Origin of the sequence: Allobosea sp. CCNWLY174, from assembly GCF_037120455.1 — a bacterium.
Lineage (GTDB): Bacteria > Pseudomonadota > Alphaproteobacteria > Rhizobiales > Beijerinckiaceae > Allobosea > Allobosea lupini.
In genome coordinates this window covers 316,106-341,922 of the sequence record NZ_JBBBBQ010000003.1, presented here as the reverse complement: position 1 = coordinate 341,922, position 25,817 = coordinate 316,106, and the positions used below count along the sequence as shown (strand labels likewise).

At 66.8% G+C, this 25,817-nt stretch carries 27 protein-coding genes; 15 read left to right on the top strand and 12 right to left on the bottom strand.

The window, feature by feature from the left end; translation table 11 throughout:
- Nucleotides 1-105: 105 nt before the first annotated feature.
- Genes V7S63_RS12635 through V7S63_RS12620 form a run of 4 tightly spaced genes read left to right on the top strand, consistent with a single transcriptional unit; the run spans nt 106 to nt 4,069 of the window.
- A complete protein-coding gene (locus V7S63_RS12635; RefSeq protein ID WP_336530467.1) occupies nt 106-1,116 on the top strand; it encodes an ABC transporter permease subunit in 1,011 nt (336 codons plus the stop codon).
- Between the two features lie 40 nt (nt 1,117-1,156).
- The gene (locus tag V7S63_RS12630) at nt 1,157-2,062 is read left to right on the top strand and encodes an ABC transporter permease subunit (protein WP_336530466.1); all 906 of its coding nucleotides are present in this window, start codon (nt 1,157-1,159) and stop codon (nt 2,060-2,062) included.
- Between the two features lie 4 nt (nt 2,063-2,066).
- Nucleotides 2,067-3,089, top strand: a complete 1,023-nt coding sequence (locus tag V7S63_RS12625) for an ABC transporter ATP-binding protein (RefSeq protein WP_091837488.1) — start codon at nt 2,067-2,069, stop codon at nt 3,087-3,089.
- A complete protein-coding gene (locus V7S63_RS12620; RefSeq protein ID WP_336530465.1) occupies nt 3,086-4,069 on the top strand; it encodes a peptide ABC transporter ATP-binding protein in 984 nt (327 codons plus the stop codon). The genes V7S63_RS12625 and V7S63_RS12620 overlap by 4 nt, the downstream gene beginning before the upstream one ends.
- Nucleotides 4,070-4,350: 281 nt before the next feature.
- Here the strand turns inward: V7S63_RS12620 and V7S63_RS12615 are convergent, their stop codons facing one another.
- Together V7S63_RS12615 and V7S63_RS12610 are read right to left on the bottom strand one after the other, a co-directional pair.
- Complete coding sequence (locus tag V7S63_RS12615; RefSeq protein ID WP_336530464.1) at nt 4,351-6,201, bottom strand: ABC transporter ATP-binding protein; 1,851 nt, start codon at nt 6,199-6,201, stop codon at nt 4,351-4,353.
- A gap of 360 nt (nt 6,202-6,561) precedes the next feature.
- A complete protein-coding gene (locus V7S63_RS12610; protein ID WP_091837497.1) occupies nt 6,562-7,107 on the bottom strand; it encodes a MarR family winged helix-turn-helix transcriptional regulator in 546 nt (181 codons plus the stop codon).
- Nucleotides 7,108-7,207: 100 nt separating this feature from the next.
- Between V7S63_RS12610 and V7S63_RS12605 the strand changes: the two genes are divergently transcribed.
- From V7S63_RS12605 to V7S63_RS12590, 4 genes are read left to right on the top strand one after another with little or no spacing between them, the layout of a single operon-like run.
- A complete protein-coding gene (locus tag V7S63_RS12605) occupies nt 7,208-7,726 on the top strand; it encodes a flavin reductase family protein (protein ID WP_091837499.1) in 519 nt (172 codons plus the stop codon).
- 25 nt (nt 7,727-7,751) lie between these two features.
- Nucleotides 7,752-9,215 (top strand): 4-hydroxyphenylacetate 3-hydroxylase family protein, encoded by a 1,464-nt coding sequence (locus tag V7S63_RS12600; protein WP_336530463.1) that lies wholly within the window; start codon nt 7,752-7,754, stop codon nt 9,213-9,215.
- Between the two features lie 20 nt (nt 9,216-9,235).
- Nucleotides 9,236-9,616: a cupin domain-containing protein gene (locus tag V7S63_RS12595; protein WP_100961793.1), complete on the top strand. Its 381-nt coding sequence runs from the start codon at nt 9,236-9,238 to the stop codon at nt 9,614-9,616.
- Nucleotides 9,617-9,623: 7 nt separating this feature from the next.
- Nucleotides 9,624-10,973, top strand: coding sequence for an amidase (locus V7S63_RS12590; RefSeq protein ID WP_336530462.1), 1,350 nt, complete (start codon nt 9,624-9,626; stop codon nt 10,971-10,973).
- Between the two features lie 199 nt (nt 10,974-11,172).
- Here V7S63_RS12590 and V7S63_RS12585 read toward each other — a convergent pair whose 3' ends face one another.
- Nucleotides 11,173-11,838: a GntR family transcriptional regulator gene (locus V7S63_RS12585; protein ID WP_336530461.1), complete on the bottom strand. Its 666-nt coding sequence runs from the start codon at nt 11,836-11,838 to the stop codon at nt 11,173-11,175.
- Between the two features lie 58 nt (nt 11,839-11,896).
- Nucleotides 11,897-12,583, bottom strand: a complete 687-nt coding sequence (locus V7S63_RS12580) for a DUF2848 domain-containing protein (protein WP_091837511.1) — start codon at nt 12,581-12,583, stop codon at nt 11,897-11,899.
- Nucleotides 12,584-12,773: 190 nt separating this feature from the next.
- On the opposite strand from V7S63_RS12580, the gene V7S63_RS12575 reads away from it, so the two are divergent.
- From V7S63_RS12575 to V7S63_RS12555, 5 genes are all read left to right on the top strand, one after another.
- Complete coding sequence (locus V7S63_RS12575; RefSeq protein ID WP_336530460.1) at nt 12,774-14,066, top strand: ABC transporter substrate-binding protein; 1,293 nt, start codon at nt 12,774-12,776, stop codon at nt 14,064-14,066.
- A 70-nt stretch (nt 14,067-14,136) separates the two neighbouring features.
- A complete protein-coding gene (locus tag V7S63_RS12570) occupies nt 14,137-15,036 on the top strand; it encodes a branched-chain amino acid ABC transporter permease (RefSeq protein WP_336530459.1) in 900 nt (299 codons plus the stop codon).
- A gap of 5 nt (nt 15,037-15,041) precedes the next feature.
- Nucleotides 15,042-15,965 carry a branched-chain amino acid ABC transporter permease gene (locus V7S63_RS12565; RefSeq protein ID WP_336530458.1) on the top strand — a complete coding sequence of 308 codons (924 nt, stop codon included), beginning with the start codon at nt 15,042-15,044 and terminating at the stop codon, nt 15,963-15,965.
- Nucleotides 15,962-16,708 (top strand): ABC transporter ATP-binding protein, encoded by a 747-nt coding sequence (locus V7S63_RS12560; protein WP_336530457.1) that lies wholly within the window; start codon nt 15,962-15,964, stop codon nt 16,706-16,708. Before V7S63_RS12565 ends, V7S63_RS12560 begins: the two co-directional genes overlap by 4 nt.
- Nucleotides 16,708-17,358, top strand: coding sequence for an ATP-binding cassette domain-containing protein (locus tag V7S63_RS12555; RefSeq protein WP_100961801.1), 651 nt, complete (start codon nt 16,708-16,710; stop codon nt 17,356-17,358). Before V7S63_RS12560 ends, V7S63_RS12555 begins: the two co-directional genes overlap by 1 nt.
- A gap of 6 nt (nt 17,359-17,364) precedes the next feature.
- On the opposite strand, the gene V7S63_RS12550 is transcribed toward V7S63_RS12555, so the two are convergent.
- From V7S63_RS12550 to soxY, 8 genes are all read right to left on the bottom strand, one after another.
- Nucleotides 17,365-17,751 (bottom strand): c-type cytochrome, encoded by a 387-nt coding sequence (locus V7S63_RS12550; RefSeq protein WP_336530456.1) that lies wholly within the window; start codon nt 17,749-17,751, stop codon nt 17,365-17,367.
- Between the two features lie 67 nt (nt 17,752-17,818).
- Nucleotides 17,819-19,093, bottom strand: a complete 1,275-nt coding sequence (locus V7S63_RS12545; protein WP_336530455.1) for an FCSD flavin-binding domain-containing protein — start codon at nt 19,091-19,093, stop codon at nt 17,819-17,821.
- Between the two features lie 35 nt (nt 19,094-19,128).
- Nucleotides 19,129-19,446, bottom strand: a complete 318-nt coding sequence (locus V7S63_RS12540) for a c-type cytochrome (protein WP_336530454.1) — start codon at nt 19,444-19,446, stop codon at nt 19,129-19,131.
- Nucleotides 19,446-20,183: a c-type cytochrome gene (locus tag V7S63_RS12535; RefSeq protein ID WP_091837532.1), complete on the bottom strand. Its 738-nt coding sequence runs from the start codon at nt 20,181-20,183 to the stop codon at nt 19,446-19,448. Before V7S63_RS12535 ends, V7S63_RS12540 begins: the two co-directional genes overlap by 1 nt.
- Nucleotides 20,167-21,441, bottom strand: coding sequence for a sulfite dehydrogenase (soxC, locus tag V7S63_RS12530; RefSeq protein WP_336530453.1), 1,275 nt, complete (start codon nt 21,439-21,441; stop codon nt 20,167-20,169). The genes V7S63_RS12535 and soxC overlap by 17 nt, the downstream gene beginning before the upstream one ends.
- A 43-nt stretch (nt 21,442-21,484) precedes the next feature.
- Entirely contained in the window at nt 21,485-23,182 is a 1,698-nt protein-coding gene (gene soxB / locus V7S63_RS12525) for a thiosulfohydrolase SoxB (protein WP_336530452.1), read from the bottom strand.
- Between the two features lie 154 nt (nt 23,183-23,336).
- Nucleotides 23,337-23,666: a thiosulfate oxidation carrier complex protein SoxZ gene (soxZ, locus tag V7S63_RS12520; RefSeq protein WP_091837539.1), complete on the bottom strand. Its 330-nt coding sequence runs from the start codon at nt 23,664-23,666 to the stop codon at nt 23,337-23,339.
- Nucleotides 23,667-23,709: 43 nt separating this feature from the next.
- The gene (gene soxY / locus V7S63_RS12515; RefSeq protein WP_100961808.1) at nt 23,710-24,174 is read right to left on the bottom strand and encodes a thiosulfate oxidation carrier protein SoxY; all 465 of its coding nucleotides are present in this window, start codon (nt 24,172-24,174) and stop codon (nt 23,710-23,712) included.
- Nucleotides 24,175-24,345: 171 nt separating this feature from the next.
- On the opposite strand from soxY, the gene soxA reads away from it, so the two are divergent.
- Both soxA and soxX read left to right on the top strand, forming a co-directional pair.
- The gene (gene soxA / locus V7S63_RS12510; RefSeq protein ID WP_091837544.1) at nt 24,346-25,179 is read left to right on the top strand and encodes a sulfur oxidation c-type cytochrome SoxA; all 834 of its coding nucleotides are present in this window, start codon (nt 24,346-24,348) and stop codon (nt 25,177-25,179) included.
- A gap of 8 nt (nt 25,180-25,187) precedes the next feature.
- Complete coding sequence (gene soxX / locus V7S63_RS12505) at nt 25,188-25,799, top strand: sulfur oxidation c-type cytochrome SoxX (RefSeq protein WP_336530451.1); 612 nt, start codon at nt 25,188-25,190, stop codon at nt 25,797-25,799.
- Nucleotides 25,800-25,817 lie beyond the last annotated feature (18 nt).

The window sequence follows — 25,817 nt, the reverse complement described above, 5'->3', positions numbered from 1 at the left end:
TTGCAGCGTTCTGGTGTTTGCGCTGCGCCGGAATTCGAACTTGAATAAGATCACAAGACAGGCCGCCGCGCGACGAGACGCCCGGCCAATAAGACTGGCGCAACCATGCTTCGCTTCATCCTGACCAGGGTCAGCCTCGTCATCCCGACCTTCATCGGCATCACGCTGCTGGCCTTCTTCCTGGTCCGACTCGTGCCGGGCGATCCGATCGAGACCATGGCCGGCGAGCGCGGCATCGATCCCGCCCGTCATGCGCAATTGCTGAAGGAATACGGGCTCGACCAGCCGCTCTTCGTCCAGTACGGCCGCTATATCGAGCGTGTCGTGCAGGGCGATCTCGGCAAGTCGATCGTGACGCGCGACAGCGTCCTCTCCGAGTTCGGCCAGCTTTTCCCTGCCACCATCGAGCTTGCGCTCTGCGCCATCCTGCTCGCGCTGCTCATCGGCTTGCCGGCCGGCATCATCGCCGCGGTGAAACGCAATTCGATCTTCGACCATGGCGTGATGGGCATCTCGCTCACCGGCTATTCGATGCCGATCTTCTGGTGGGGCCTGCTGCTGATCCTGCTGTTCTCGGTCCAGCTCGGCATCACCCCGGTCTCCGGCCGCATCGCGGTGCAATACTTCATCGAGCCGGTCACCGGCTTCCTCACCATCGACAGCCTCCTCGCCAGCGACACCGATGCCTTCTGGTCGGCGCTGTCGCATCTGGTGCTGCCCGCGATCGTGCTCGGCACCGTACCGCTCGCGGTCATCGCCCGCATGACCCGCTCGGCCATGCTGGAGGTGCTCGGCGAGGATTATATCCGCACCGCCCGGGCCAAGGGCATGGCCCCCCTTCGGGTCGTCGCCCTGCATGCGCTGCGCAATGCGCTGATTCCGGTCGTCACGGTGATCGGCCTGCAGGTCGGCACGCTCTTCACCGGCGCGATCCTGACCGAGACGATCTTCTCCTGGCCGGGCGTCGGCAAATGGCTGATCGAGGCGATCAGCCGGCGCGACTACCCGGTCCTGCAAGGCGGAACCCTGCTCCTCGGCATGGTGGTGATGAGCGTCAACCTCCTGGTCGACCTGCTCTACGGCGTGATCAACCCGCGCATCAGGCACGCACGATGATGTGGCTCCAGTCCCTCAGCTCCCATCGGAGCCTTCGCCCATGAGCACCGAGACCTTGCAAGCTACCGCCGCACCCGCCGGTGCGCCGCCGCATCCTACCCGCGAGTTCTGGAGCTATTTCAGCGCCAATCGCGGCGCCGTCGCCGGGCTCGTCGTCATTGCCCTCGTGCTGTTCTGCGCGCTGTTCGCACCGCTGATCGCCCCGCACGATCCGAACCTGACCAACAACACGGTCTTCCTGAAGCCGCCATTCTGGCAGGAGGGCGGCTCGCTCTCCTATCCGCTCGGCACCGACGCGATCGGCCGCGACATCCTTTCGCGGCTGCTCTATGGCGCGCGGCTCTCGCTGGTGATCGGCATCGCCGTCGTTGCGCTGGCCATCGTCGTCGGCATCGTGCTCGGCCTGGTCGCCGGCTTCTTCAAGGGCATCGCCGACATCGCGATCATGCGGCTGATGGACATCCTGATGACGATGCCGAGCCTGCTGCTCGCCATCGTCATCGTCGCCATCCTCGGCCCCGGCCTGATGAACGCGATGCTCGCCGTCGCCATCGTCGTGCTGCCGCACTATGTCCGCATCACCCGCGCCGCCGTCATCGCCGAGTCCTCGAAGGACTATGTCGTCGCCGCCCAGGTCAGCGGCGCGCGGACGGCAAGGCTGATGTTCTCGGAGATCTTGCCGAACTGCGCCGCGCCGCTGATCGTGCAGGCGACGCTCGGCGTCTCCACCGCGATCCTCGACGCCGCCGCACTCGGCTTCCTCGGGTTGGGCGCCCAGCCGCCGACACCGGAATGGGGCACCATGCTCGCCGATGCCCGCGAGTTCGTGCTGCGTGCCTGGTGGGTCGTCACCTTCCCGGGCCTTGCCATCCTGATCACCGTGCTCGCCTTCAACCTGCTCGGCGACGGGCTGCGCGACGCCCTCGATCCCAAATTGAAGCGCTGATCCCATGCCCCTGCTCGAGATCGAAAACCTCAGCGTCGAGTTCCCGACCTCCCAGGGAACCCTGCGCGCGGTCGACCGCATCGACTTGACCCTCGACGAGGGCGAGGTGCTCGGCGTCGTCGGCGAATCCGGCTCCGGCAAGTCGGTCACCATGCTCGCGCTGATGGGCCTCGTCGGCTATCCCGGCCGCGTCCGCGCCGACAAGCTGCGCTTCGACGGCCGCGACCTCCTGACCATGTCCGCCCGCGAGCGCCGCCAGCTCACCGGCAAGGACGTGGCGATGATCTTCCAGGAGCCGAGCACCAGCCTGAACCCCTGCTTCACCATCGGCTTCCAGCTCGCCGAGACGCTGCGCAAGCATGAGGGCATGGACCGCAAGGCAGCCAGGCATCGGGCGATCGAATTGCTCGAGCAGGTCGGCATTCCCGCCCCGGAAAGCCGCCTCAAGGCTTATCCGCATCAGCTCTCCGGCGGCATGAACCAGCGCGTGATGATCGCCATGGCGATCGCCTGCAATCCGCGACTGCTGATCGCCGACGAGCCGACCACGGCGCTCGACGTCACCATCCAGGCGCAGATCCTCGACCTGCTGATGACGCTGCAGCGCGAGCGCAACATGGCGCTGGTGCTGATCACCCACAATATGGGCGTCGTCGCCGAGACCGCGCAGCGCATCATGGTGATGTATGCCGGGCAGATCATGGAAGAGCGCAAGGTCGATGCGCTGTTCTCCGCCCCGCAGCACCCCTATTCCGCCGCGCTGCTCGCCGCTTTGCCCGAGCGCAGCGAAGGGGCGAACCGGCTCGCCACCATCCCCGGCATGGTGCCCGGCCTCAACGACCGGCCGAAGGGCTGCCTGTTCAGCCCGCGCTGCGCCTATGCCACCGAGCATTCGCGCACGGTCCAGCCCGAGCTCAGGTCCTGGCAGGACGGGCATGTGCGCTGCCATTACCCCCTCGGCGATCTCCAGCGCGAGGCGGAGCGCGCCCGCGACGAAGCCGGCGCGACGACGGAGGCGGCACGATGAGCAATCCCGTCATCGAAGCCCGCGACCTCGTCCAGACCTATCAGGTCAGGCAGGGGCTGTTCCGCCCGACGGCGCAATTGCAGGCGGTGAACAAGGTCTCCTTCGCGGTCGAGGCCGGGCGCACTCTGGCCGTGGTCGGCGAATCCGGCTGCGGAAAGTCGACGCTGGCGCGCATGGCGACCCTGATCGAGAAGCCGACCTCCGGGTCGCTGACGCTCGACGGGGTCGACGCCGTCTCGCCGCCGGCGAGCGAGCAGCGCCGTCTGCGCCGCACCGTCCAGTTCGTCTTCCAGAACCCCTATGGCTCGCTCAACCCGCGCAAGAAGATCGGCACGATCCTGGAGGAGCCGCTGCTGATCAACACCGACCTCTCCAAGGCCGAGCGCACGGAAAAGGCCCGCGCCATGATGGCCAAGGTCGGTCTGCGGCCGGAGCACTATGCCCGCTACCCGCACATGTTCTCAGGGGGGCAGCGCCAGCGCATCGCGATCGCCCGTGCGCTGATCCTCTCGCCGAAGGTGGTGGTCGCGGACGAGCCGGTCTCGGCGCTCGACATCTCGATCCAGGCGCAGGTCCTCAACCTGCTGGCCGACCTGCAGGACGAGCTCAAGCTCGCCTATCTCTTCATCTCGCATGATCTCAGCGTGGTCCGCCACATCGCCCACGACGTGATGGTGATGTATCTCGGCAATGCCATCGAGCACGGGCCGAAGGAGCGCATCTACGCCCGCCCCTTGCACCCCTATACCCAGGCGCTGCTCGCTTCGACCCCGCGCGTCGGCGGCGACAAGCGCGAGAAGATCGTGCTGCGCGGCGAACTGCCCTCGCCGCTCAACCCGCCAACGGGCTGCGTCTTCTCGACCCGCTGCCCCTTCGTCGCCGATCGCTGCCGGACCGAGCGCCCGCAGAAGCGCGAGATCGACGGACGGCAGGTCGCCTGCCACTACGCCGAGACGTTCTTGGCCAAGGCGGCGGCTTGAGGGTCGGACCAAGCTCAGGCTTCGACACCAGCCATCACGCCGTCATCCCGGACAAGCCGTGTCAGCGGCGCCGATCCGGGATCCATGCCTGAGCCTATCCGAAAGAGGTTCCGGAATGGGTCCCGGGTCTTCGCCCGGGACGACTCGCGCTTTTCTCAGCAGGTAGTGCCCAACCCTTTGGCGCTGCATCGCGTCCTGTCGTGTACACGGGTTCCGGGCTCAGGCTTTCAGCCCGCCCCGGAAAGACCGTGCGGCTCAGCCGAATCGCGCGGAAATCCCGCTCACGCCGCGACGGCTGCGGGCTCCTTCTTTTCCCATTCCTCGCCCCAGATCATCACGGCGTGGCCGGGCGAGACCTCGCGGAACTGGCGCACCGGCGGAACGTAGTCGGCCGGGCGAATCGGGCTCTTGATCTCGTCGTTCGAGACCGGGCGCTTCTGCAGGCGCCGGGCCGGATCGGCGATCGGCACCGCCGCCAGCAGGCGCTTCGTGTAGGGATGCTGCGGATTGCCGAAGATCGCCTCGCGCGGGCCGATCTCGACGATCTCGCCGAGATACATCACTGCGACGCGATGGCTGACGCGCTCGACCACCGCCATGTCGTGCGAGATGAAGAGATAGCCCAGCCCCATCCGCGCCTGCAAGTCGAGCATCAGGTTGACCACCTGCGCCTTCACCGAGACGTCGAGCGCCGAAACGGCCTCGTCCGCCACGATCAGGCGCGGCTCGACCGCCAGCGCGCGGGCGATGCAGATGCGCTGGCGCTGGCCGCCCGAGAATTCGTGCGGGAAGCGGCTTGCCATGTCGGGCAGCAGGCCGACCCGCTTCAGCAGGTCGGCGACCTTGTCGCGTGCCTCCGAGCGGCTGGCGAGGTTGTTGATCAGCAGCGGCTCGGCGATCGCGGCGCCGACATTCATGCGCGGGTTGAGCGAAGCGAACGGATCCTGGAAGATCATCTGCATGCGCTTGCGCTGCTCGCGCAGCTCGGTCTGGCCGAGCTTGAGCACGTCGACGCCATCGAGCAGCACCGAGCCCGAGAGCGGCTCGACCAGACGCAGCACCGAGCGGCCCGTCGTCGACTTGCCGCAGCCGGATTCGCCGACGAGCGCCAGCGTTTCGCCGGCCTTCAGGCTGAAGGAGACGTTCTCGACCGCATGCACCCGGCCCTTGACCGAGGAGAGCAGGCCCGAGCGGATCTCGAAGCGTGTCGTCAGCCCCGAGACTTCCAGCACCGGGCGCTCGGCTGCCTGGACCGTATCGGGAGTTTCGGTCGGGACATCGGATTCGCCGGTCGCGCGGTCGACGACCGGGAAGCGCATCGGACGCCCGCGGCCGATCATCGAGCCCAGCCGCGGCACGGCCGAGAGCAGCGACTTGGTGTAGGGCTTCTGCGGATTGGCGAAGATGTCCTCGGTCGCGCCGGTCTCGATCTCGTCGCCATTGTACATGACGACGGTGCGGTCGGCGATCTCGGCGACGACGCCCATGTCGTGCGTAATGAAGAGGACCGACATGCCCTCCTCCTCCTGCAGCGTCTTGATCAGCTCGAGGATCTGCGCCTGGATGGTCACGTCGAGCGCCGTGGTCGGCTCGTCGGCGATCAGGAGCTTGGGCTTGCAGGCCAGCGCCATCGCGATCATCACGCGCTGGCGCATGCCGCCGGAGAAGCGGTGCGGATATTCGTGGAAGCGCGACTTCGCCGAGGGGATCTTCACCTTCTCCAAGAGGCGGATGGTCTCGGCCTCGGCCTCGGAGCGCGACATGTTGCGATGCAGGATCAGCGCCTCGGCGATCTGGAAGCCGATGGTCAGCACCGGGTTCAGCGACGTCATCGGCTCCTGGAAGATCATCGCGATCTCGTTGCCGCGGATCTGACGCATCTGCGCATCCGGCAGGGTCAGCAGCTCCTTGCCGTTGAGCTTGATCGAGCCCTCGATCTTGCTGGAGCTCGGCGGCGTCAGCCGCATGATCGAGAGCGCCGTGACGCTCTTGCCCGAGCCGGATTCGCCGACGACCGCCAGCGTTTCCTGCGGCTTGATGTCGAAGGAGATGTTGCGCACGACCGGCTTCCAGAGTCCTTCGACCCGGAACGAGGTCGTCAGATTCGAGACCGAGAGGATCGGAGAGGTCATGCCTGGTCCTTCTTAGCGATCTGATTGGGCTGCGTGCCGGGCGTGAACGCCCAGCCCGCGGCCGGTGGGCAGGGTTGAAAGTCGTGTCAGAATACCCAGAGCGCGGCGGATGTCAGCAGCCGGCGTCACAAAAGATTCAGCACCCTGCCTGCTTTTTGCGCTGGCGCCCGACCGGACTGCACGGATTGCGCGCTGATTTAAGTACGGCTCGCGCCTACATTGCATGACCAAACCGGGCGGCGCCGTCATGGCCCCAGCCGAGATGGAGCGCCACAAGCTGCTCGGCCGGCCGATCGCGATCAGGCTGAGCTCGCCCGGCGCGGCTTTCGCGGTCTCGATAGCGTGCCGACGGGCGCGATCTCAGTCGCGCGCCTGCGCCTTCTCGTCGGCGACGATGTGATCGGCGAGATGGAGGGCTTGCTTCGCCCCGCGGGCGAGCCGCCGCATGATGCCGCTCAGCATCTCGAAATCCGCGCGATCGAGCGAGGCGAACAGCGCGTCGTTCACCGGCCGCTGCAGCGCCGCCAGACGCTCCAGCATCGTTGAACCGAGCGGCGTTACCGAGAGATTGACCCGGCGCTTGTCGCTGGCATGCGGCTGCTTGGCGACGAGCCCACTCTTCACCAGCTTGTTCACCTCGATGGTGACGAAGGCGCCGCTGAGATGCAGCCGCTCGGCGACCTGCGCCACCCCGACCTCGCCGGCTGCCGCGGCGCGGCTGATCGCGATCATGATCAGGTATTGCGGCGGGGTCAGCCCGATATAGGCGGCGAAGCGCGCCCTCGCCTCCTCCAGCCGGCCGCCGAAGGCGAAGAAATCGTAGAGCAGGTCGCGGAAGCGCGTATCGCTGCCGTCATCCAGCAAATCCGGCTTTGCCACGGTCATGCGCCGGTTCTCGCTCGACATGGTTTGCTCGTCCTCAAGGGCCGTTGACTGATTTAGATAGCTTTGTTACAAAGCTATCTAGCAAAGAGACATCGCAAGAGCAACCGGAGAGGAGGCGGCGATGGACGCCAAGGCCTTCAGGCAATCCCTGGGCGAGTTCGCCACCGGCGTCGCGGTGATCACCGCGCAGGGCAGCGGCGAGGAGCTCATCGGCATGACCATGAGTTCGTTCAACTCCGTTTCGATCGATCCGCCGCTCGTCCTGTTCAGCGTCGACAGGCGGGCGAACAGCCTGCCGGCCATGCTTGAGGCCAAGGGCTTCGCGGTCAACGTGCTGGCGCGCGAACAGGAGCACATATCCAACCGTTTCGCCCGCGCGCTTGGCGATAAATGGTCGGAGACCAGGCGCAGCGTCGGCCATGCCCAGGCGCCGCTGATCACCGGATCGCTCGCCCATTTCGAATGCGAGCCCTACGCCAATCACGACGGCGGCGACCACGTCATCTTCCTGGTGCGGGTGCTGCGCCACACCGTGCGCCCCGGCACTCCGGCGCCCCTGATCTTCTTCCGCGGCCGCTATCGCGACCTCGTCGACGAGACCCAGCGCGAGCCGTCCTGGCCGCTGCCCATCCACTACTGACAGCCGAAACAGCGAGGACAGACCCATGACCAAGACCGGACAGCAGCATCTGGCCAGCCTGCGCGACGACCGCTCGATCTATATCGACGGTGCCAAAGTCGAGGACGTCACCAGCCACCGCGCCTTCCGCAACGTGGCGCAGTCGGTCGCCGGCCTGTTCGACTTCGCCGGCGATGCCTCGCGCCGCGATCTCATGACCTTCGAGACCGAGACCGGCGGCCGCGCCAACCGGATCTGGCAATTGCCGACCTCCTATGCCGACCTGGTCGAGCGTCGCCGGGCGCTGGAAGCCTGGACCGCGATCCATGGCGGCTTCCTCGGCCGTGCCCCCGACCATGTCGCCTCCTGCATCTCCGGCATGCGCATGGGTCTGCCGGTGTTCGAAGGCTACGATCCCGCCCGCGCCGCGGCGCTCGAAGCCTATTATCGCTACGCCCGCGACAACGACCTCTACCTCACCTACGTCATCATCAACCCGCAGGCCGACCGCTCCAAGAACGCGGCCGAGCAGGCCGACCCGTTCCTGACCGCCGGCGTGGTCGATCGCGATGCGCAGGGCATCACCATCCGCGGCGCCAAGATGCTGGCGACCGGCGGCGTCGTCGCAAACGAAGTCTTCGTCACCACGATCCAGCCGATGCAGCCGGGCGAGGAGCGCTATGCCGTCTCCTTCGCCATCCCGATGAACGCCAAGGGCCTGAAGATGCTCTCGCGCAAATCCTACGAGGCGCAGGCGGGCTCGATCTTCGACAACCCGCTGGCCAGCCGCTACGACGAGAACGACGCGGTGCTGTTCTTCGACGACGTCAAGGTTCCGTGGGACCGCGTCTTCATCGATGGCAGCGTCGAGATGTGCCAGAAGCAGTTCCACGCGACGCCGGCGCACGTCTACCAGAACTACCAGGCGATGATCCGCCTCAAGGTGAAGCTGCAGTTCCTGATGGGCATCGCCCATCGCACCACCCAGACCAACGGCATCACCCAGTTCCCGCAGGTGCGCGAGACCCTCGGCCAGCTCGCGGCGGAAGCGGCGATGGTCGACGCCTTCGTCAACGCCATGGAAGCCAAGGGCACGCAGGCCGGCCCCTACTTCGTGCCCGACCGGCACATGCTCTATTCGGCGCAGGTGCTGACCCAGCAGATGTATCCGAAGATCCTGAACTCGCTGCGCGAGCTCGCCGGCGGCGGCATGATCATGCTGCCCTCCTCGATCGCCGACTTCGCCAATCCCGAGATCGCGGCGATGATCGAGAAAACCCAGCAGTCGCCGGCCGCGAACTCGCATGACCGGGTCAAGTTCTACAAGCTCGCCTGGGACGCCGTCGGCTCCGAGTTCGGTTCGCGCCATCACCAATACGAGATGTTCTACGCCGGGGCGACCTTCGTGACGAAGGGCCACTCCTTCCGCACCTACGACTGGGGCAAGGCCGGCGGCATCGTCCAGTCGATGCTCGACTCCTACGACCTCAATACGAAATCAGCCGCCTGAGCCGGCGAAAGGATCGCATCATGCCCGTCAACAAGAGCCACGACGAATTCTACACCCTCGACATGTCCAAGGGCTGGGAAGTGCCGGCTGGCTATCCCGCCGGCATCCAGCAGAAGATCCTGTCGGGCGCCCTCGACGAGGTGAACAATCGCGGCACCCGCACCCGCCTGCTGCGCTTCCAGCCGGGCGTCTACACCACCGCGCCGTTTTCCCATGACTATTGGGAGGAGGTCTATCTGATGGAGGGCGACCTGACCGTCGGCAACGATGCCAATGGCGAGGGCGGCGAGAGTTTTCCGCCGCACACCTATGCGGTGCGCCCGCCGCACGCTCCGCACGGGCCGTTCAAGTCCGAGAAGGGCTGCATCCTGCTCGAAATCCATTATTTCGACCCGGTCTGACCCCGTCATGATGCCGACCCTTGCCAGCCTCGCCGACGATCTCGCCTCGGGACGGACGCGCTCGCTCACCCTCGTCAGCGAAGCGCTCGACCGGATCGAGGCGCCGGACGGTGAGGGCCGGCTCGCCTTCATCAAGGTCCATCGCGAGGCCGCGCGCGCCGCAGCCGAAGCGATGGACAAACTGCGGGCCGCAGGGCTCGGCCCCTCGCCCTTTGCCGGCATTCCGATCTCGGTGAAGGACCTGTTCGACCTTGCCGGCGCACCGACGCCGGCAGGCTCGGTCGTGCTCGCCGACGCAGCGCCGGCCGAGCGCGACGCCCCGACGATTGCACGCCTGCGCCGTGCCGGCTTCGTCGTCATGGGCCGTACCAATATGAGCGAGTTCGCCTTCTCCGGGCTCGGCCTCAACCCGCATCACGGCACGCCGGCTTCGCCCTATGACCGTGCGAGCCGCCGCATCCCCGGCGGCTCGTCTTCGGGCGCAGCGGTTTCGGTCGCGGACGGGATGGCGGCGGCCGGCATCGGCTCCGACACCGGCGGCTCCTGCCGCATCCCCGCCGCGCTCTGCGGCATCACCGGCTACAAGCCGACCGCGGCGAGCGTACCGCTGGACGGCACCTTCCCGCTGTCGCAGAGCCTCGACTCGATCGGCCCGCTCGCCCGCAGCGTCGCCTGCTGCCGCGCCTTGCATGAGATCATGAGCGGAACCGAGCTGCCCAGGCACGCGATCGGCCTTGCCGGCCTGCGCATCGCCGTGCCGCAGACGGTCGCGCTCGACGGCCTCGATGCGACCGTCGTGGCCGACTTCGCCCGGGCGCTCACCACCCTGTCCAGGGCCGGCGCGCAGATCGTCGAGCAGCCTTTCGCGCGCTTCGCCGAGGTCGCCCGCATCAACGCCAAGGGCGGCTTCGCCGCGGCCGAGTCCTACGCGCATCACCGCGCTCTGATCGCTGCGAAGGGCGAGGGCTACGATCCGCGCGTGCGCCTGCGCATCCTGCGCGGCGCCAACCAGGATTGCGCCGACTATATCGAGCTGCTGCGCGCCCGCGCCGCCTTCGTCGCCGCACTGCGCGAGGAGACCAGCGCCTTCGACGTGCTGGCGCTGCCGACCGTGCCGACGATGGCGCCGACCATCGCCGAATGCGATGCCGACGACGAGGCCTTCACCCGCCTCAACCTCTCGATGCTGCGCAATCCGACCCTGATCAACATGATGGATGGCTGCGCCATCTCGCTGCCGATGCATCGGGCTGGCGAAGCGCCGACCGGACTGATGCTGGCGCGGGCCGGCGGTGAGGATTCGGTATTGTTCGAGATCGCAGCGGCAGCCGAAGCGGCGCTGGCGGGCGACCGCTGACCGCACAGCTTTTCACTAGTTTGGGCTTCCACAGCCACCCTGCTGTCATCCCGGACAAGCCGCGCAGCGGCGCCGATCCGGGATCCATTCCCGAGCCTTTCCGAAAGAGGTTCCGGAATGGGTCCCGGGTCTACGCTGCGCTCGGCCCGGGACGACCCGCGCATGTTCTGGATGACGACCCGCAGCGTCTGATGCCCCCTCAGCCCTGGCGGGTGATGTTGGCGCGGAAGGATTCGATATGGGCTCGCATCGCCCGCTCGGCCGCGTCCGGATCCTGCCGGGCGATGCCGTCGACGATGGCCGCATGCTCGTCGCAGATGCGCGAATGCTGCTCGTTGGTGCTGAGCGAGATGAACCACATCCGCGCCGAGCGCTCGTGCAGGTTCCGCAGCAGGTCGCTCATCACCGGGTTGCGGGCCGAGCCGGCGATGATCGCGTGAAACGCCTGGTCGAGATCGGCGATCGTCTCGATGTCGCGCGCCTGCGCCGCCTCGCGCATCGCCTCGAGATTGCGCCGGAGCTGGGCCGGCACCTCGGTACTGGCCCGCTCGGCGGCGACGCGCACGCAGAAGGTCTCGTTGACGATGCGCGCATCGATGATGTTGAGGATCTCGTCCAGGCTGACCGGCTTCACGATCGTGCCCTTGCGCGGCATCACCTCGACCAGCCCGTCATTGAGCAGCCGGTCGATCGCCTGGCGGATCGGCGTGCGGCCGATATCGAGCTGCGTGCTCAGCGCCGGCTCGCTCAGGATCTCGCCCGGACGCAGGCCGGTGGTGATGATCAGGCGCTTGATCGCATGATAGGCTTGGTCGCGCAGCGAGACATGCCGCTGCGCGTCCTTGGGCGTTTCCAGAAGCGTCACGTTACGTCGCACCGCGCGGTTTGAGGTTGCCGCCATCGTCCTTCCGGAGACAGCGGCGTCAACCCCGGATCGGCAGAATCTTGAGGTCGTAGCCGAAGCGGATGCTGCGGCGCAGGACCGGGTCCTCCAGTTCGCCCTCAAAACGGCTGGCCATCTGGATGCCGCCGATCGCCGGCATGGTGCCGCCGAAGATCGCCGTGCCGTCAGGCAGCGCGCCCGTGCCGTTGAAGCCGCGGATCAGGTCCTCCGGAGCGAGCAGGCCCGAGATCGGCCCCTCCTGGTAGAGCCGGCGCTCGCCGTCGATCACCGCGAAGCTGCGCAGGATCAGCTCGTCCCAATGGCCGGCGACCTCCTGATAGGGCCAGACGGTCGCAGCGACCGGCTTGTCGCAGACCTGCTTGGAGACGCTGATGCCATAGGTCTCGACCTGGCGGTCGGTATGGTCGGAGCCGACGCCGACATAAGTCTGGCCGCCGCAGGAGAGCAGCACGGCCTCGACCTCGCCGCTGCTGTTGGCGCCGACATCCTCGATGACCGGGTCGGTGGTCAGCCTGGCGGCGGCGACGCGATAGTAGACCGGCGTCGAGGTCGGCCGCTTCACGCCAAGCGCTTCCAGCTCGACCATGTGGTGCTCCATCGCCGCCTTGTCGCGCCCGGCCCAGCCGCCGATCACCAGTTCGTCGATCGCCGCGGTCAGCGGGCTGGAGCCGGTCCGGCTCTCCACCGTCAGTGCCAGGGTCTTCATCGCCTCTCGCCTTCCCGAAATCGCGCTGCCCCTTCGCCGGGCAGCCTGCCCAAAAAAACTTCGAGATGCCTCTATAAAAATCCTTGTGAAATTTCACAAGGATTTTCATAGAGATTTCCAAGCGCCGCAGCTGCGCGGGGACGGCGACGGCGCCCGGACAGGACGCCGATCGGAAACGGAGAGGAAAACCATGATCAGATCAGCTTGGATGGCCGCTCTGGCGGTCTCGTTCGGCGCCGTTGCGGCCCCGGCCGTCGCGCAGGAGAAGCCGGCATCCCTTGGTGTCGGCGTCATGACCTTCACCTCGGGCCCGGCAGCCGCCTATGGCGTCCCCGGCAAGAATGCCGCCGAGCTGATGATCGACATGATCAACGCCCGCGGCGGGATCGGCGGCGTGCCGCTGAAGGCGACCTATGTCGACGAGGCGCAGGGCACGCAGGGCGTCATCGCCGAATATCGCCGCCTCGCCGAAGACAAGTCCAACCAGGTGATGATCGCGGCGCTGTCGAGCGCCAACTGCCTGGCGCTGGCCCCACTCGCCGAGCAGATGCAGGCCCCGACGATCGGCTGGAACTGCGACACGCACCAGCTCCTGCTCGACGGCAAGAGCAAGTATTATTTCCGCCCGAACGGCAACACGATCCCGGAATTCGTCGCCTATGCGCTCTATCTCCTGCAGCGCAAGCCGGACGTGAAGCGGATCGCGATCGTCAATCCCGACTACGCCTTCGGCCATGACGCGGCGCTGATCTTCAAGACCGCGATGAAGGCGCTGAAGCCGGATGTCGAGGTCGTGGCGGAGCTGTTCCCCAAGCTCGGCTCGGCCAATTTCCAGACCGAGATCTCGAAGCTCTCCGCCTCGCGGCCGGATGTGGTGTTCTCCAATCTCTGGGGCGCCGATCTCGAGAACTTCGTGCGCCAGGCCCAGCCGCGCGGGCTGTTCACCTCGAGCCAGGTCGTGCTGGCGCTGGGCGAGACCGTGCTCCAGCGCGCCAACCTGCCCGAAGGCGTCATCGTCGGCGTGCTCGGTGACGGCTGGTGGATGTCGCCCGACGCCAGGGCCAATCCTGTGACCAAGGCCTTCGTCGAGGCCTATGAAAAGCGTTATGGCGAGTACCCGGTCTTCCCGTCGGTCAAGATGGCCAACGCGATCATCTACATGAAGGCCGCCTATGAGGCCGCGCTGAAGAAGACCGGAGGCAAATGGCCGAGCCGCGACGAACTCGCCGATGCCATGCGCGGCAGCACGGTCAAGACGCTGACCGGCACCACCGTGACCCGCAAGGACAATGACGGCCTCGTCGACCAGGTCGTCGGCGTCACCGCCAAGTCGCCCGACTACAAGTTCCCGGTGATCGGCGGCATGGTCCGCTACAAGGGCGACACGCTGATGCCGCCCCAGGGCGACGATGCGATCAAATGGGTGGGAACGCTGACCCCGGCCTTCCTCGCCACCCAGCCCAAGCCCGGCAGCTACCAGTAATCCCCGCAGGCGGGAGGCGCGTCCGCGCCCTCCCGCCTGATTCCCACATCATCAATCCCAGGTGCCGCCAATGCTCGACACCCTGATTCCGCTTGCCGTCGACGGCCTCGCCAGCGCGGCGCTGATCTTCTTCGTCGCCGTCGGGCTGACCCTCGTCTTCAGCGTGCTGCGCGTGCTCAACGTCGCGCATGGCAGCTTCTATGCGATCGGCGCCTATGTCGCCGCCTCCATCGGCCTGTGGATCGCCAGCGCGAACCTGAACCCCTGGCTTTCCTTCCCGGCCCTCGTCTTCAGCGCGGCGATCGTCGCGGCGATCTTCGGCCCGCTGGTCGAGCGCTGCCTGATGCGCTGGACCTATGGCAAGTCGGAAGCGATCCAGATCCTCGTCACCTTCGGCCTGTTCCTGATCCTGGAGGACCTGCAGCGCATCGTCTTCGGCGTGCGCTCGCTCGCCGAAGACACGCCGATGCAGTTGCTCGGCTCGACGCAGATCGGCGGCGTCGTCTATCTCAACTACCAGCTCCTGCTGATCGGCCTCGCCGTCATCGTCGTCGTCGGCCTGCGCATCATGCTCACGAAGACTCGGATCGGCAGGCTGGTCACCGCCGTCGTGGCCGATCGCGAGATGGCACAGAGCATCGGCATCAACACCAACCGCGTCTTCATCCTCTCCTTCACACTCGGCGTCTTCCTGGCGGCACTGGGCGGGGCGCTGGCGACACCGACCGCGGGCGCAGCACCCGGCCTCGGCGCCGAGACCATGGTGCTCGCCTTCGCCGTCGCCGCCATCGGCGGGCTCGGCCAGATCGAGGGCGCAGCGCTGGCGGCGATCATCGTCGGCCTCGCCCGCGTGCTCGCCATCTATTTCGCGCCGTCGCTCGATGCGGTCGCCCCCTACATCGTCATGCTCGTCGTGCTGCTGGTCCGCCCCTACGGACTGTTCGGCCAGGCGGCGACCCGGAGGATCTGACCGCCATGCGCGCCGCCCTCTTCCTCGTCGCCCTCGCCGCGCTGGCGCTCGCGCCGATCGCCGCGCCCTGGCTGCTATTCGTGCTGACGCTCGCCGTCGCCAAGGGCTTTGCCGCACTCGGCGTCGCCGTGCTGCTGCGCGGCGGGCTGATCTCGATCGGCCACGCCATGTTCTACGCCGTCAGCGCCTATGCCATCGCCTTCCTGGCGCGGGCCGGCCTCAACGAGTTCGTGGTGCTGCTCGTGCTCGGCACGCTCGCCTCGGCCGTGACTGGCCTGATCGTCGGCGCCTTCTTGGTGCGCTACCGCGCGATCTTCTTCGCCATGCTCAACCTCGCCATGTCGATGGTGCTCTACGCACTGCTCTCCAAGCTCTACGGCATCACCGGCGGCACCGACGGCCTGCGCCTGGCAGTACCGCGCTTTTTCGGTTTGACGCTCGACAAGGCGAGCTTCGACACCGCGCTCTACTATGCCGGCCTCGTGCTGATGCTCGGCGTCGGCTACGGCGTGCAGCGCTATCTGGCGAGCCCGCTCGGCCATGCACTCGCCGCCGTGCACACCAACGAGCTCCGGCTCGAATATCTCGGCGTTCCCGTCCGGATCGTGCTCCTGATCGCCTACACCGTCTCGGCCGCGCTCGCCGGCATCGGCGGGGCGATCGCGGCGATGGCGATCGGCCATATCCTGCCCGAATTCGCCTTCTGGACGGCGTCCGGCCATCTCGTCCTGGTCGCGGTGCTCGGCGGCATCGGCGGCGTCGCCGGCCCCTTCATCGGCTCGCTCTTCCTCGAAGTGCTGCACACCCTGGCGGTCGGCGTCACCGATGCCTGGAACCTGATCATCGGCGTCGCGCTGATCGGCGTCATCTTCCTCCTGCCGAGCGGGCTCTACGGCCTGCTCCGGCGCCGCAGCGGAGAACCGGCATGACGACGCCCCTCCTCCAGGCCAAGGACCTGCGCATTGCCTTCTACGGCGTGCAGGCGGCCGACGGCGTCAACCTCGAGATCCGCGAGGGCGAATTCCTCGCCATCATCGGCCCGAACGGCTCCGGCAAGACGACCTTCCTCAATCTCTGCACCGGCTATCTCCGGCCGAGCTCGGGCGAGGTCTATCTCGACGGCAAGCCGATCACCGCCATGGCGCCGCGCACCATCGCGCGGCGCGGCATCGCCCGCGCCTTCCAGATCCCGCAGCTCTTCCTCGACCAGACGGTCCTCGACAACCTGATGATCGCGGTCGCGGCCAAGCGCGGCATCTGGGTGCCGTTCAAGGCGCTCGGCGCCGATGGCCGCCGGCGCGAGGCCGAAGAGCTGCTGGCTCTCGTCGGGCTCGACGGCGAGGCCGGGCAGCTCGCCGGCGCGCTGCCGGAGGGGCGGCGCAAGCTCCTCGACATCGTCATCGCTCTGGCGCTGAAGCCGCGCCTCGTCCTGCTCGACGAGCCGACCAGCGGCGTCAGCACGATCGAGCGCTTCACCCTGATGGAGACGCTGATGGCCGCGCTGCGCCGCGCCAAGGTCACGGCGCTGTTCGTCGAGCACGACATGGATGTGGTGCAGCGCTATGCCGACCGCGTCGTCGTCTGGGATTCCGGCTCGGTGATGGCGGAAGGGCCGCCCTCCGAGGTGTTCAAGGATGAGCGCGTGCTGCGCAATGTCGTGGGGGTGGCGTGATGCTGCGCATGGAAGACGTGACCGTCGCCATCGCTGGCGTGCAGGTGCTGCGATCGGTGTCGCTGGGGCTGACCTCCGGCCGGACCACGATCCTGATCGGCCGCAATGGCGCCGGCAAGACCACGACGCTGCGGGCGATCATGGGGCTTCTGCCGGTCGAGGCCGGCGCGGTCCATCTCGGCGAACAGGAGATCGGCACGACCCCGGCCTATCAGCGTGCCGCGCAGGGCATAGGCTACGCGCCGGAGGACCGCCGACTGGTGCCCGAATTCACGGTCGAGGACAACATCCTGCTGCCGGCGCTGGCGCTCTCCTTGCCGGCGCCCGAGCGGGCACGGCGGCTCGACGAGGTCTATGCGTTGCTGCCGCAGCTCCTCACCATGCGCAGGCGCCCGGGCGGGGGCGTCTCCGGCGGCCAGGGCAAGATGGTGGCGCTGGGCCGGGCGCTGATGGTCGCCCGCACGGCGCTGCTGCTGGACGAACCCTTCCAGGGGCTCGCCCCGGCGTTGGCGCTCGACTACGCGCGCACGCTCGGCGAGCTCAGGCGTGGCCGGCCGGACCTTGCCATCCTGATCACGGAATCGACGCCGGCGCTGCTCGATGCGATCGCCGACGAGACCCTCCAGATCGAGCGCGGCGCCATAAACTAAGCCGGCTCACATCTTCTTGCCGTCCTTGTCGAACTGCTTGAGGAAGGCGGTGAGGTCGGCGATCTCCTTGTCGTTCTTGATGCCGGCGAAGACCATCTTGGTGCCGGGAATCTTGGCCTTGGGATCCTTGATGTATTCGGCGAAGACCGCCTCGTCCCAGGTGATGTTGGCGCCCTTGTTGGCCGTCGAATAGCTGTAGCCCTCGACCGCGCCGGTATGGCGCCCGAACAGCCCGTTGAGCTGCGGGCCGACCAGGTTCTTGGCGCCTTCGCCGACCTGGTGGCAGGCCCGGCACTTATTCCAGGAGCGCTCGCCGGCCGAAATGTCCTGCGCCTTCGCGCTGGTCGTGAGAAAGGCAGCGGCGAAGGCAGCGGCGACGACAGGCAATTTCATGCGGTTTGGACCCTGATAAGGAGAGTGAGTTGGCGCCGCCGCGCGAAGCGACGGCGCGGTGAAGGCTTCAGCTGAACATGTCGGCGGTGATCGCGGCGTACCAGCCGACATTCTCGGCCTGGTTCTCCTTGCGCAGTTCGGCGCTCTCGCGCGGCTGCGAGACGAAGGTCTCGGTCGCAGCGATCTTGCCGTCCTTGGCCTCGTAGCGGCCGCCGACCTTGATGGTGTCGTCGGTCTCGATCAACGACCAGCAGGTGTTGATGTAGCGCGCCGGGAAGGTGCGGCCGCCAGCGAGCTCGCCACGGATCACCATCGCCGCGACCTTGGCCTGGCTGTTGGCGGAGAAGGCGGATTTCGGCATATCGCCGGCGATGCAGGCATCGCCGAGAACGAAGATGTTGGGATCGACGGCCGACTTCATCGAGGCCGGGTCGATGGTGCAGTAGCCGCCGGCCGGCGCCAGGCCCGCCGAGCGGGCGATCTCGCCGGCCATCTGCGCCGGGATGACATTGACGAAGGCGCAGTCCTTGTAGGTCTCGAAGCCGGTGACGACGGTGTTGGTCTTGGGATCGACCGACTTGATGCCGTCATGCACCTTCGGCCCGAGCCACTCGATCATCGCGCCATAGTGCTTTTCCCAGCCCTCCTGGAAGACGCCCTGCTTCGAGAAGCTGTCCTTGGGGTCGAGGATGAGGATCTTGCAGTCGCGCCTGCCGCTCGCCTTGAGCAGATGGGCGAACATCGATGCCCGCTCATAGGGGCCGGGCGGGCAGCGATAGGGATTGGGCGGGGCGATCATCACGATCGTGCCGCCATTTGGCACCGCGTCGAGCTTCTGCCGGATCAATTGCGTCTGCCGGCCGGGCTTCCAGCCATGCGGCATCGCCTCCTCGGCCTCCTTCGACCAGCCGGGGACGGAATCGTATTTCAGGTCGATGCCGGGCGAGACGACGAGCCGGTCATAGGGCAGGCGATCGCCGGTGGAGAGCACGGCCTCCTTCTTGTCGCGGTCGATCTGGGTGGCGCGGGCACGGGCGAGCGTGATGCCATGGTTCTTCGCCAGCGCGTCGTAGCGATGGCTGATCTCGTCGTAGCTCTTGAAGCCGCCGATGAAGAGGTTGGAGTGGAAGCAGGTCTGGTAGACCTCGTTCTCCTCGACCAGCGTCACCGCGATCGCGCCGTTCGAGTCCTTGGCGATGTACCGCGCAGCGGTCGCGCCGCCGGCTCCGCCGCCGATCACCACAACGCGCGGCTTGGCCTGGCCGAGCACGGCCGGCGAGGCGATGGCAAAGCCGCCGGCGGCGGCGAGGCCGGTCAGGAATGTGCGGCGACTGGTCGACATGGTTCCCTCTCCCCTTCCGCTCGTGACGGCTAGCCCTAAGGACCGGGCTTCAGACTCTCGTAATAAGCGGCAAGCGCCGCGATCTCCTCGCCGGAGAGCCTGGCGGCGACCGCCTGCATCACCTGGTTGTCGCGCTGCCTCTCGCGATAGGCGTTCATCAGCGCGACGAACTGCTCGGCCGGATGGCCGATGATGGCCGGAATGCCGCCGACCTGCCTGCCGCTGCTCTGATGGCAGCTCGTGCATTCGGACGAGAGATACTCCCCCAGCGCCTTGTCGCCGGCGGCGTTCGCCGGCGCACAGGCCAGTAGCAGCCCGAGCACCGCGAGACGGACGGCGCCGGCTCCTCGCATCAGTCGACCTTCGGCGCCGTCTTGGAATCCGGCGTCACGTCGAGGATCACCGCCCGTCCGGTGATCTTCACCTCCGGCTTGCAATTGGTCATGCACGGCTCCTTGCCCCAGAAGGCCTTCTCCGTGGTCTCGCGGTCGTCATCGTAGAAGGCGGCCGCGTTCGGCAGCTTCACACTGGTAAAGTTCTTATCGGACAGTTCGAAGTCCTCGTCCTTCACGATGTCGTTCAGATAGAGCAAATAGGCCGTGACGGCATAGAGCTCGTCCGGCGACAGCGACTGGGCGTTGCCATAGGGCATGGCCCGGCGGACATAGTCGAACACGGTCGAGAGATCGGGCCAGAACGAGCCGATCGTCTTCTCCGGCCGGTCGGATCTGAGCGAGCCCATGCCGCCGGCCAGCACCGGCCAGCGGTTGTTGCCCTGGCCGAATTCGCCATGGCAGCTGGCGCATTGCGCCTGGAAGATCTCGTCGCCCTGCTTGACCGTGCCCTTGCCGGGCGGCAGGCCCTTGCCGTCAGGCCGCACCGCGATGTCCCAGGCCTTGATCTCCTCCGGCAGCGCCTCGCGGCCGAGGCCGAGCTTGGCCGCCGGGGCCGGAGCCTGGGCGGTTTTGGCCGGGAGATGGGCTTGCGCCTGCTTGGCCGCCGGCTTGGTCTGGGCGATCAGCGGCGCGGCGGCGAGCACGGCGAGCGCCGCCAGGCCCGCGAGCAGGACGGGATTAACCGATCTCGACATTTTCGGTCTCCCCGTTCGCCTTCACATGCCAGGTCTGAATGCCGTTGTTGTGGTAGATCGAGTTGGTGCCGCGGATCTTGCGCAGCTCCTCCTTGGTCGGCTGGAGATAGCCGGTCGAATCGATGGCGCGCGACTGGATCAGGAGGTCCTGCCCGGCCCAGTCGAAATCGACGTAGAAGCGGGTCAGCGACTTATCGAGCACCGGCCCGTCTATCCTGGCGTGCTGCCAGTTCCTGCCGCCGTCGAGGGTCACGTCGACGCGTTTGATCGTGCCGCGCCCCGACCAGGCCAGGCCGGAGAGGACGTTGCGACCCTTCTGCTTCAGCGGCGCCTGCGGCGAGGGATTGGTCACCACCGATTTGGCGTCCATGAAGAAGGTGAAGCGGCGCGAGCGGCCATCGGCCAGGAGGTCGGTGTATTTCGAGGTCTCCTCGCGTGCCTGCCACGGCTGGTCGCCGACCTCGATGCGCCGGAGCCATTTGACCCAGAGATTGCCCTCCCAGCCGGGGATGACGGCACGCAGCGGATAGCCCTGCTCTGGGCGCAGCGCCTCGCCGTTCATGGCGAAGGCGATCAGCACGTCGTCGAGCGCCTTCTCGATCGGCAGCGAGCGGTTCATGCCGGAGGAATCGGCGCCTTCCAGCAGCAGCCATTTGGCATTGGCCTTCACCCCCGCCTCGGCCAGAAGCAGCTTCAGCGGCACGCCGGTATACATGACGTTGTGGACCATGCCGTGGGTGAACTGGCAGCCATTGAGCTGCGCGCCGCGCCACTCCATGCCGGAATTGGCGGCGCATTCGAGGAAATGGATGCGGTTCTGCCGCGGCATCCGCCTGATGTCTTCCATGGTGAAGACCAGCGGCTTGTCGACGAGGCCATGGATCATCAGGCGGTGATTGGCCGGGTCGATGTCGGCGATACCGCCATGATGGCGCTCGAAACACAGGCCGGACGGGGTGATGATCCCGTCGAGCTCGTGCAGCGGCGTAAAGTTGACCGAGGATTCCGGCGAGGCCGTCAGCCAGGAGACATCGCGGCGGATCACGTTCTTCTCGAAGCGCGACGGCGTGCCATAGGGCCGCTTGTCGACGCCCTCGCCGAGATAACGGCTCCAGTCCTGGACCTCGGTGATCAGCGGATCGGGCTTCCCCGGCTCGGCGCGGGCAATGCTGGTGCCGGCGAGACCGGCTCCGGCGACCACCGCCCCGCCGAGGAAGTGGCGGCGGCTCAGCGGACCGGGCTTTGCGGGAGAGGTCATGCCTCGTCTCCTTGCTCTTTAACTAGCGTGATGGCGGAGGCGCTCATGCCCCGCTCACCTTCACGGCGTCGTTCGGCTTGATGGTGATGGTCTTGGCCGCGGCGACATGGTCGCGGACCACGTCCCAGATCGGCGGGCCCTGCGTGCCCTCGTTGACGCTGGCCCAGCCGGCGACGACGTATTTACGAGAGGCGTCGATCGGCTTGCCGGATTTGAGGTGCGTGAGGCCGGAGATGCGGCTGCCCATCGGCTTGCCGACATCGATGGCGTAGCCCATGCCGCCGATGCGGACCATGTCGCCGCCGCCCTGGAAATAGGGGTCGGGGTGGAAGATGTTGTCGGCGACGTCCTCGAGGATCTCCTTGAGCTGCGCGCCGGTCATCTCCATCCGGTAGCAGTTCGGATAGGTGATCGCGGTCGCATTGCTGATCGCCTCCCAGGTGATCGCCTCGCCCGGCAGCAGCGAGCCGCCCCAGCGAAAGCCCGGCGACAGCGCGATCTCGGCGTCGCGCTGCGACAGCATGGCGTCGCATATCAGGTCGTCGAAGCTGCCGTTGAAATTGCCGCGCCGGTAGAGGAGCGAGTCGGTGCGGCCGATCTCCCTGGCGAGCTCGGCGGCATAGGGCGCGCGCAGCTTGGTGACCAGCGCCGCCATCTCCGGATCGGGCGCGATCGCATCGGCGAAGACCGGCATCAGCTTGAAGCGGATATCGGTGACCTTGCCGTCCTTCACCGCGATGTCGAGGCGCGAGACGAACTTGCCATGCGAGCCGGAGGCAACGAGGGCGGTCTGCCCGACCCGGATCAGCCCGGGCATGGCGTCATGGGTATGGGCGGTCAGGATGACGTCGATGCCCTTGACCCGGCTCGCCAGCTTGCGGTCGACGTCGAAGCCGTCATGCGAGAGCAGCACGACGACCGCGGCGCCCTCGGCCCGGGCTTCGTCGACCTGCTTCTGCAACTCATCCTCGCGGATGCCGAACTCCCAGTCCGGGAACATCCAGCGCGGATTGGCGACGGCGGTGCGCGGCAGCGCCTGGCCGATCACCGCGACCTTGACGCCGCCCTTCTCGAAGACTTTTCGGGCTTCGAAGACCGGCTCGTTCCATTCCTTGTCGCGGATGTTCTGGGCGAGGAAGGCGAAGGGCGCGGCCTCGACGATCTGCTTGACCCGCTCGGCGCCGAGCGTGAACTCCCAATGCGAGGTCATCGCGTCGAGCTTCAGCGCCGACATCACGTCGACCATGTCCTGGCCCTTGGTCTGGAGCGCGCTCCAGCTGCCCTGCCAGGTGTCGCCGCCGTCGAGCAGCAGCACCTTGTCGTCGCCGCGCTCGGCCCTGACAGCCTTGATCAAAGTCGCGATCCGGTCGAGCCCGCCCATCCGGCCGTAATTGCGGGCGAGCGCGACGAAATCGTCCGAGGTCAGCGCGAAGGCATCGGCCGAGCCGGCGGCGATCTTGAAATGCTCGCGGAAGGCGGCGTCGGTCAGGTGCGGCGGCAGGCCTTTGACCTCGCCGACGCCGAGATTGACCGCCGGCTCGCGGAACTGCAGCGGCATCAGCTGGGCGTGGATATCGGCCACATGCAGGATGGTGACCTGTCCCTGCGGCTCGAAGCGCAGGATGTCTGCCTGCGACAGCGTCTGCTGGGCGGCGGCGCGCCCGAGCGGGCCGAGACCGGAGGTTGTCGTCAAGGCCGCGGCGACGGCCGTCGCCTGCAGGAAGTCTCGTCTCGAGATCATGACTCATCCTTTGGATGCGCGCACATCGCGATCCAGGGGCTCTTCAAGTGGAGCTTTGGCCGTCATTGCGAGGAGCGAAGCGACTAAGCAATCCAGAAGCGGCAGAGCTCTGAGAGACCGGATTGCTTCGCTTTGCTCGCAATGACGGTTGGCGTCAGCCGACCGTCAGCTTGTTCTTCGACGTGTATTCCGAGCCGTCGTCATCCTTCCAGGTGAAGGTGAACTCGCCCGATTCCGTGGCTTTGAAGAAGAAGGACTGGTAGGGATTGGCCGAGATCGCCGAGAACCAATCGGCCGAGAAGACCGGCTTGCCGTTGAAGCTCGCCGAGAACTTGTTGATGATCTTGCGCGGGATCGTCTCGCCCTTGGCATCCTTGCGCTGGCCGGATTCCATCTCGTGCGAGATCAGCGTCTTGATCTCGATGATCTCGCCGGCCGTGGCCTTGGCCGGAACGCGCACGCGGGGCGTGGGCTTGGTCGTCATGGGTGTTTCCTCGCCTTGTTCTGGTCGATGACGATGAGCGGCTTCAGCCGCCGCAGCCGCCGATCGTGACCTTGATGTTGGCCTTGGCCGTGTGCAGCGTGCCGTTCGACATCTCAGCGACGCAGATGATGTCCTGCGTTTGCGCGAGCCGCATGCGCGTTGCGGCCGAGGCTTTTCCGCAGGCCGGTGTGAACTGGTAGCTGACGACGCCGGGCAGCGGGTTGCCCTCGGCGAAGACGTGCACGGCCTTGACGTAGTCGGCTTCGGTCATCGGGCTCTCGATCTCGACATTGATCGGCACGACCAGGCCATTCTCGGCGATCTCCGGCACGTCGAGCTTGATCTTGCCGGAGGCCATCGGCTTGTCGCCGTAGAGCTTCTTGATCTCGGCAGCGACCGCCTTCTCGTCGGCGAAGGCGAGCTTCGGTGCGATCGCGGCGGCGGCGAGCGCCCAGGCGGCGGCCTTCATCGCATCGCGGCGCGACAGCGTCGACGGTTGGATCAGCATACGGGGCTCCTCCCTGGAATTCGTCTCGTTTTAGCGCTTGACGGCGCCGCGCCCGGTCGCCAATCATTTGCACGTATCGTGATATTGTTTTTTGTGAATGTAAAGCCCCCGAGAGGGCTACCGCCAAGGGGCGCAGCATAAGCGCCGCCGGAGGAAACGAAAGGGCGAGGGATGAAGCTTCCGATCATCGGAGCGGCCGCGTTGGCGGCCGTCATGATAGTCGCGGCCGGGCCGCTGACCGCGCAGTCACCGCCGCAGGACGACAGCGAGAAGGAGATCGAGCGCTATCGCCAGATGCTCTCGGACCCGTTCTCGAATCCGGGTTTTCTCGCGGTCGATCGCGGCGAGGCGCTGTGGTCGACCCAGCGCGGCGCCAGGAATGTCTCGCTCGAAGCCTGCGACCTCGGCGAGGGTCCGGGCAAGCTCGAGGGCGCCTTCGCCAAGCTGCCGCGCTATTTCGCCGACGCCGACAAGGTGATGGACACCGAGCAGCGACTGCTCTGGTGCATGCAGAAGATCCAGGACCTCGACACCGCCGATGTCGTGAAGCGCCGCTTCTCCGGGCCGGGCGTCGCCTCCGACATGGAGGACCTCGTCGCCTTCATCGCCAACAAGTCGAGCGAGATGACGATCCAGCCGCAGCTCTCCCATCCCAAGGAGAAGGAGATGGCGGCGGTCGGCGAAGCCCTGTTCTATACCCGCGGCGGCGTCAACGATTTCTCCTGCGCCACCTGCCATGCCGAGGAAGGCAAGCGAATCCGCCTGCAGGGGCTGCCCAACCTCTCGGTCAAGGGCAGGACCGCGCAGGAGACGATGGGCTCCTGGCCGACCTACCGCGTCTCGCAGAGCGCGCTGCGGACGATGCAGCACCGGCTCTGGGACTGCTATCGCCAGCAGCGCTGGCCCGTGCCGGAATACGGCTCTGAAGCCCTGACCGCGCTCACCGTCTTCCTGCAGAAGCAGGCTGAAGGCGGCGAGATCAAAGTCCCGTCGATCAAGCGCTGAGGGGGAACATGATGATCAGGACATTCATTCCCCTTGCGGCCCTGCTGGCTCTCGCGGGTTCGGCCCGCGCCCAGGAGCGCCCGGCCCAGGCCGTGATCGACGCCTATCTGAAATCGACCTTCGGCAAGGCCTCGGCCGAATGGCAGGCCAGGATCAAGCCGGACGACTCGCTCGCCGTCTGCAACACGACCCGCAACAACCCCTCTTCGGCGCAGTCGGACGAGATGCTGAAGCGCGAGAGCGCCCGCGTGGTCTATCCCGCCGACGGCAAGTTCCTCGGCAACTGGAAGAACGGCTATCAGGTCGCCAACAACGGCCGCGGCGGCCAGTTCTCCGATCCTCCCGGCACCGTCGCCGGCGGCAACTGTTTCGCCTGCCACCAGCTCGATCCGAAGGAAGTCAGCTACGGCACGCTGGGCCCGAGCCTCGCTGCGTACGGCAAGGATCGCAAATACGATCCCGAGACGATCAAGGACGCCTACACCAAGATCTACAATTCGATGGCGGTGGTGCCCTGCTCGAACATGCCGCGCTTCGGCGTGAACAAGGTGCTCGACGAGCAGCAGATTAAGGACGTGATGGCCTATCTGTTCGATCCGGAATCGCCGGTGAACAAGTAGGCTTTGCCGGAGCAGACC

Bases quoted from the DNA above. Each gene is read 5' to 3' on its own strand.
- V7S63_RS12635 (WP_336530467.1), top strand. From the start codon at position 106: ATGCTTCGCTTCATCCTGACCAGGGTCAGCCTCGTCATCCCGACCTTC.
- V7S63_RS12630 (WP_336530466.1), top strand. From the start codon at position 1,157: ATGAGCACCGAGACCTTGCAAGCTACCGCCGCACCCGCCGGTGCGCCG.
- V7S63_RS12625 (WP_091837488.1), top strand. From the start codon at position 2,067: ATGCCCCTGCTCGAGATCGAAAACCTCAGCGTCGAGTTCCCGACCTCC.
- V7S63_RS12620 (WP_336530465.1), top strand. From the start codon at position 3,086: ATGAGCAATCCCGTCATCGAAGCCCGCGACCTCGTCCAGACCTATCAG.
- V7S63_RS12615 (WP_336530464.1), bottom strand. From the start codon at position 6,201: ATGACCTCTCCGATCCTCTCGGTCTCGAATCTGACGACCTCGTTCCGG.
- V7S63_RS12610 (WP_091837497.1), bottom strand. From the start codon at position 7,107: ATGTCGAGCGAGAACCGGCGCATGACCGTGGCAAAGCCGGATTTGCTG.
- V7S63_RS12605 (WP_091837499.1), top strand. From the start codon at position 7,208: ATGGACGCCAAGGCCTTCAGGCAATCCCTGGGCGAGTTCGCCACCGGC.
- V7S63_RS12600 (WP_336530463.1), top strand. From the start codon at position 7,752: ATGACCAAGACCGGACAGCAGCATCTGGCCAGCCTGCGCGACGACCGC.
- V7S63_RS12595 (WP_100961793.1), top strand. From the start codon at position 9,236: ATGCCCGTCAACAAGAGCCACGACGAATTCTACACCCTCGACATGTCC.
- V7S63_RS12590 (WP_336530462.1), top strand. From the start codon at position 9,624: ATGATGCCGACCCTTGCCAGCCTCGCCGACGATCTCGCCTCGGGACGG.
- V7S63_RS12580 (WP_091837511.1), bottom strand. From the start codon at position 12,583: ATGAAGACCCTGGCACTGACGGTGGAGAGCCGGACCGGCTCCAGCCCG.
- V7S63_RS12575 (WP_336530460.1), top strand. From the start codon at position 12,774: ATGATCAGATCAGCTTGGATGGCCGCTCTGGCGGTCTCGTTCGGCGCC.
- V7S63_RS12570 (WP_336530459.1), top strand. From the start codon at position 14,137: ATGCTCGACACCCTGATTCCGCTTGCCGTCGACGGCCTCGCCAGCGCG.
- V7S63_RS12565 (WP_336530458.1), top strand. From the start codon at position 15,042: ATGCGCGCCGCCCTCTTCCTCGTCGCCCTCGCCGCGCTGGCGCTCGCG.
- V7S63_RS12560 (WP_336530457.1), top strand. From the start codon at position 15,962: ATGACGACGCCCCTCCTCCAGGCCAAGGACCTGCGCATTGCCTTCTAC.
- V7S63_RS12555 (WP_100961801.1), top strand. From the start codon at position 16,708: ATGCTGCGCATGGAAGACGTGACCGTCGCCATCGCTGGCGTGCAGGTG.
- V7S63_RS12550 (WP_336530456.1), bottom strand. From the start codon at position 17,751: ATGAAATTGCCTGTCGTCGCCGCTGCCTTCGCCGCTGCCTTTCTCACG.
- V7S63_RS12545 (WP_336530455.1), bottom strand. From the start codon at position 19,093: ATGTCGACCAGTCGCCGCACATTCCTGACCGGCCTCGCCGCCGCCGGC.
- V7S63_RS12540 (WP_336530454.1), bottom strand. From the start codon at position 19,446: ATGCGAGGAGCCGGCGCCGTCCGTCTCGCGGTGCTCGGGCTGCTACTG.
- V7S63_RS12535 (WP_091837532.1), bottom strand. From the start codon at position 20,183: ATGTCGAGATCGGTTAATCCCGTCCTGCTCGCGGGCCTGGCGGCGCTC.
- soxC (WP_336530453.1), bottom strand. From the start codon at position 21,441: ATGACCTCTCCCGCAAAGCCCGGTCCGCTGAGCCGCCGCCACTTCCTC.
- soxB (WP_336530452.1), bottom strand. From the start codon at position 23,182: ATGATCTCGAGACGAGACTTCCTGCAGGCGACGGCCGTCGCCGCGGCC.
- soxZ (WP_091837539.1), bottom strand. From the start codon at position 23,666: ATGACGACCAAGCCCACGCCCCGCGTGCGCGTTCCGGCCAAGGCCACG.
- soxY (WP_100961808.1), bottom strand. From the start codon at position 24,174: ATGCTGATCCAACCGTCGACGCTGTCGCGCCGCGATGCGATGAAGGCC.
- soxA (WP_091837544.1), top strand. From the start codon at position 24,346: ATGAAGCTTCCGATCATCGGAGCGGCCGCGTTGGCGGCCGTCATGATA.
- soxX (WP_336530451.1), top strand. From the start codon at position 25,188: ATGATGATCAGGACATTCATTCCCCTTGCGGCCCTGCTGGCTCTCGCG.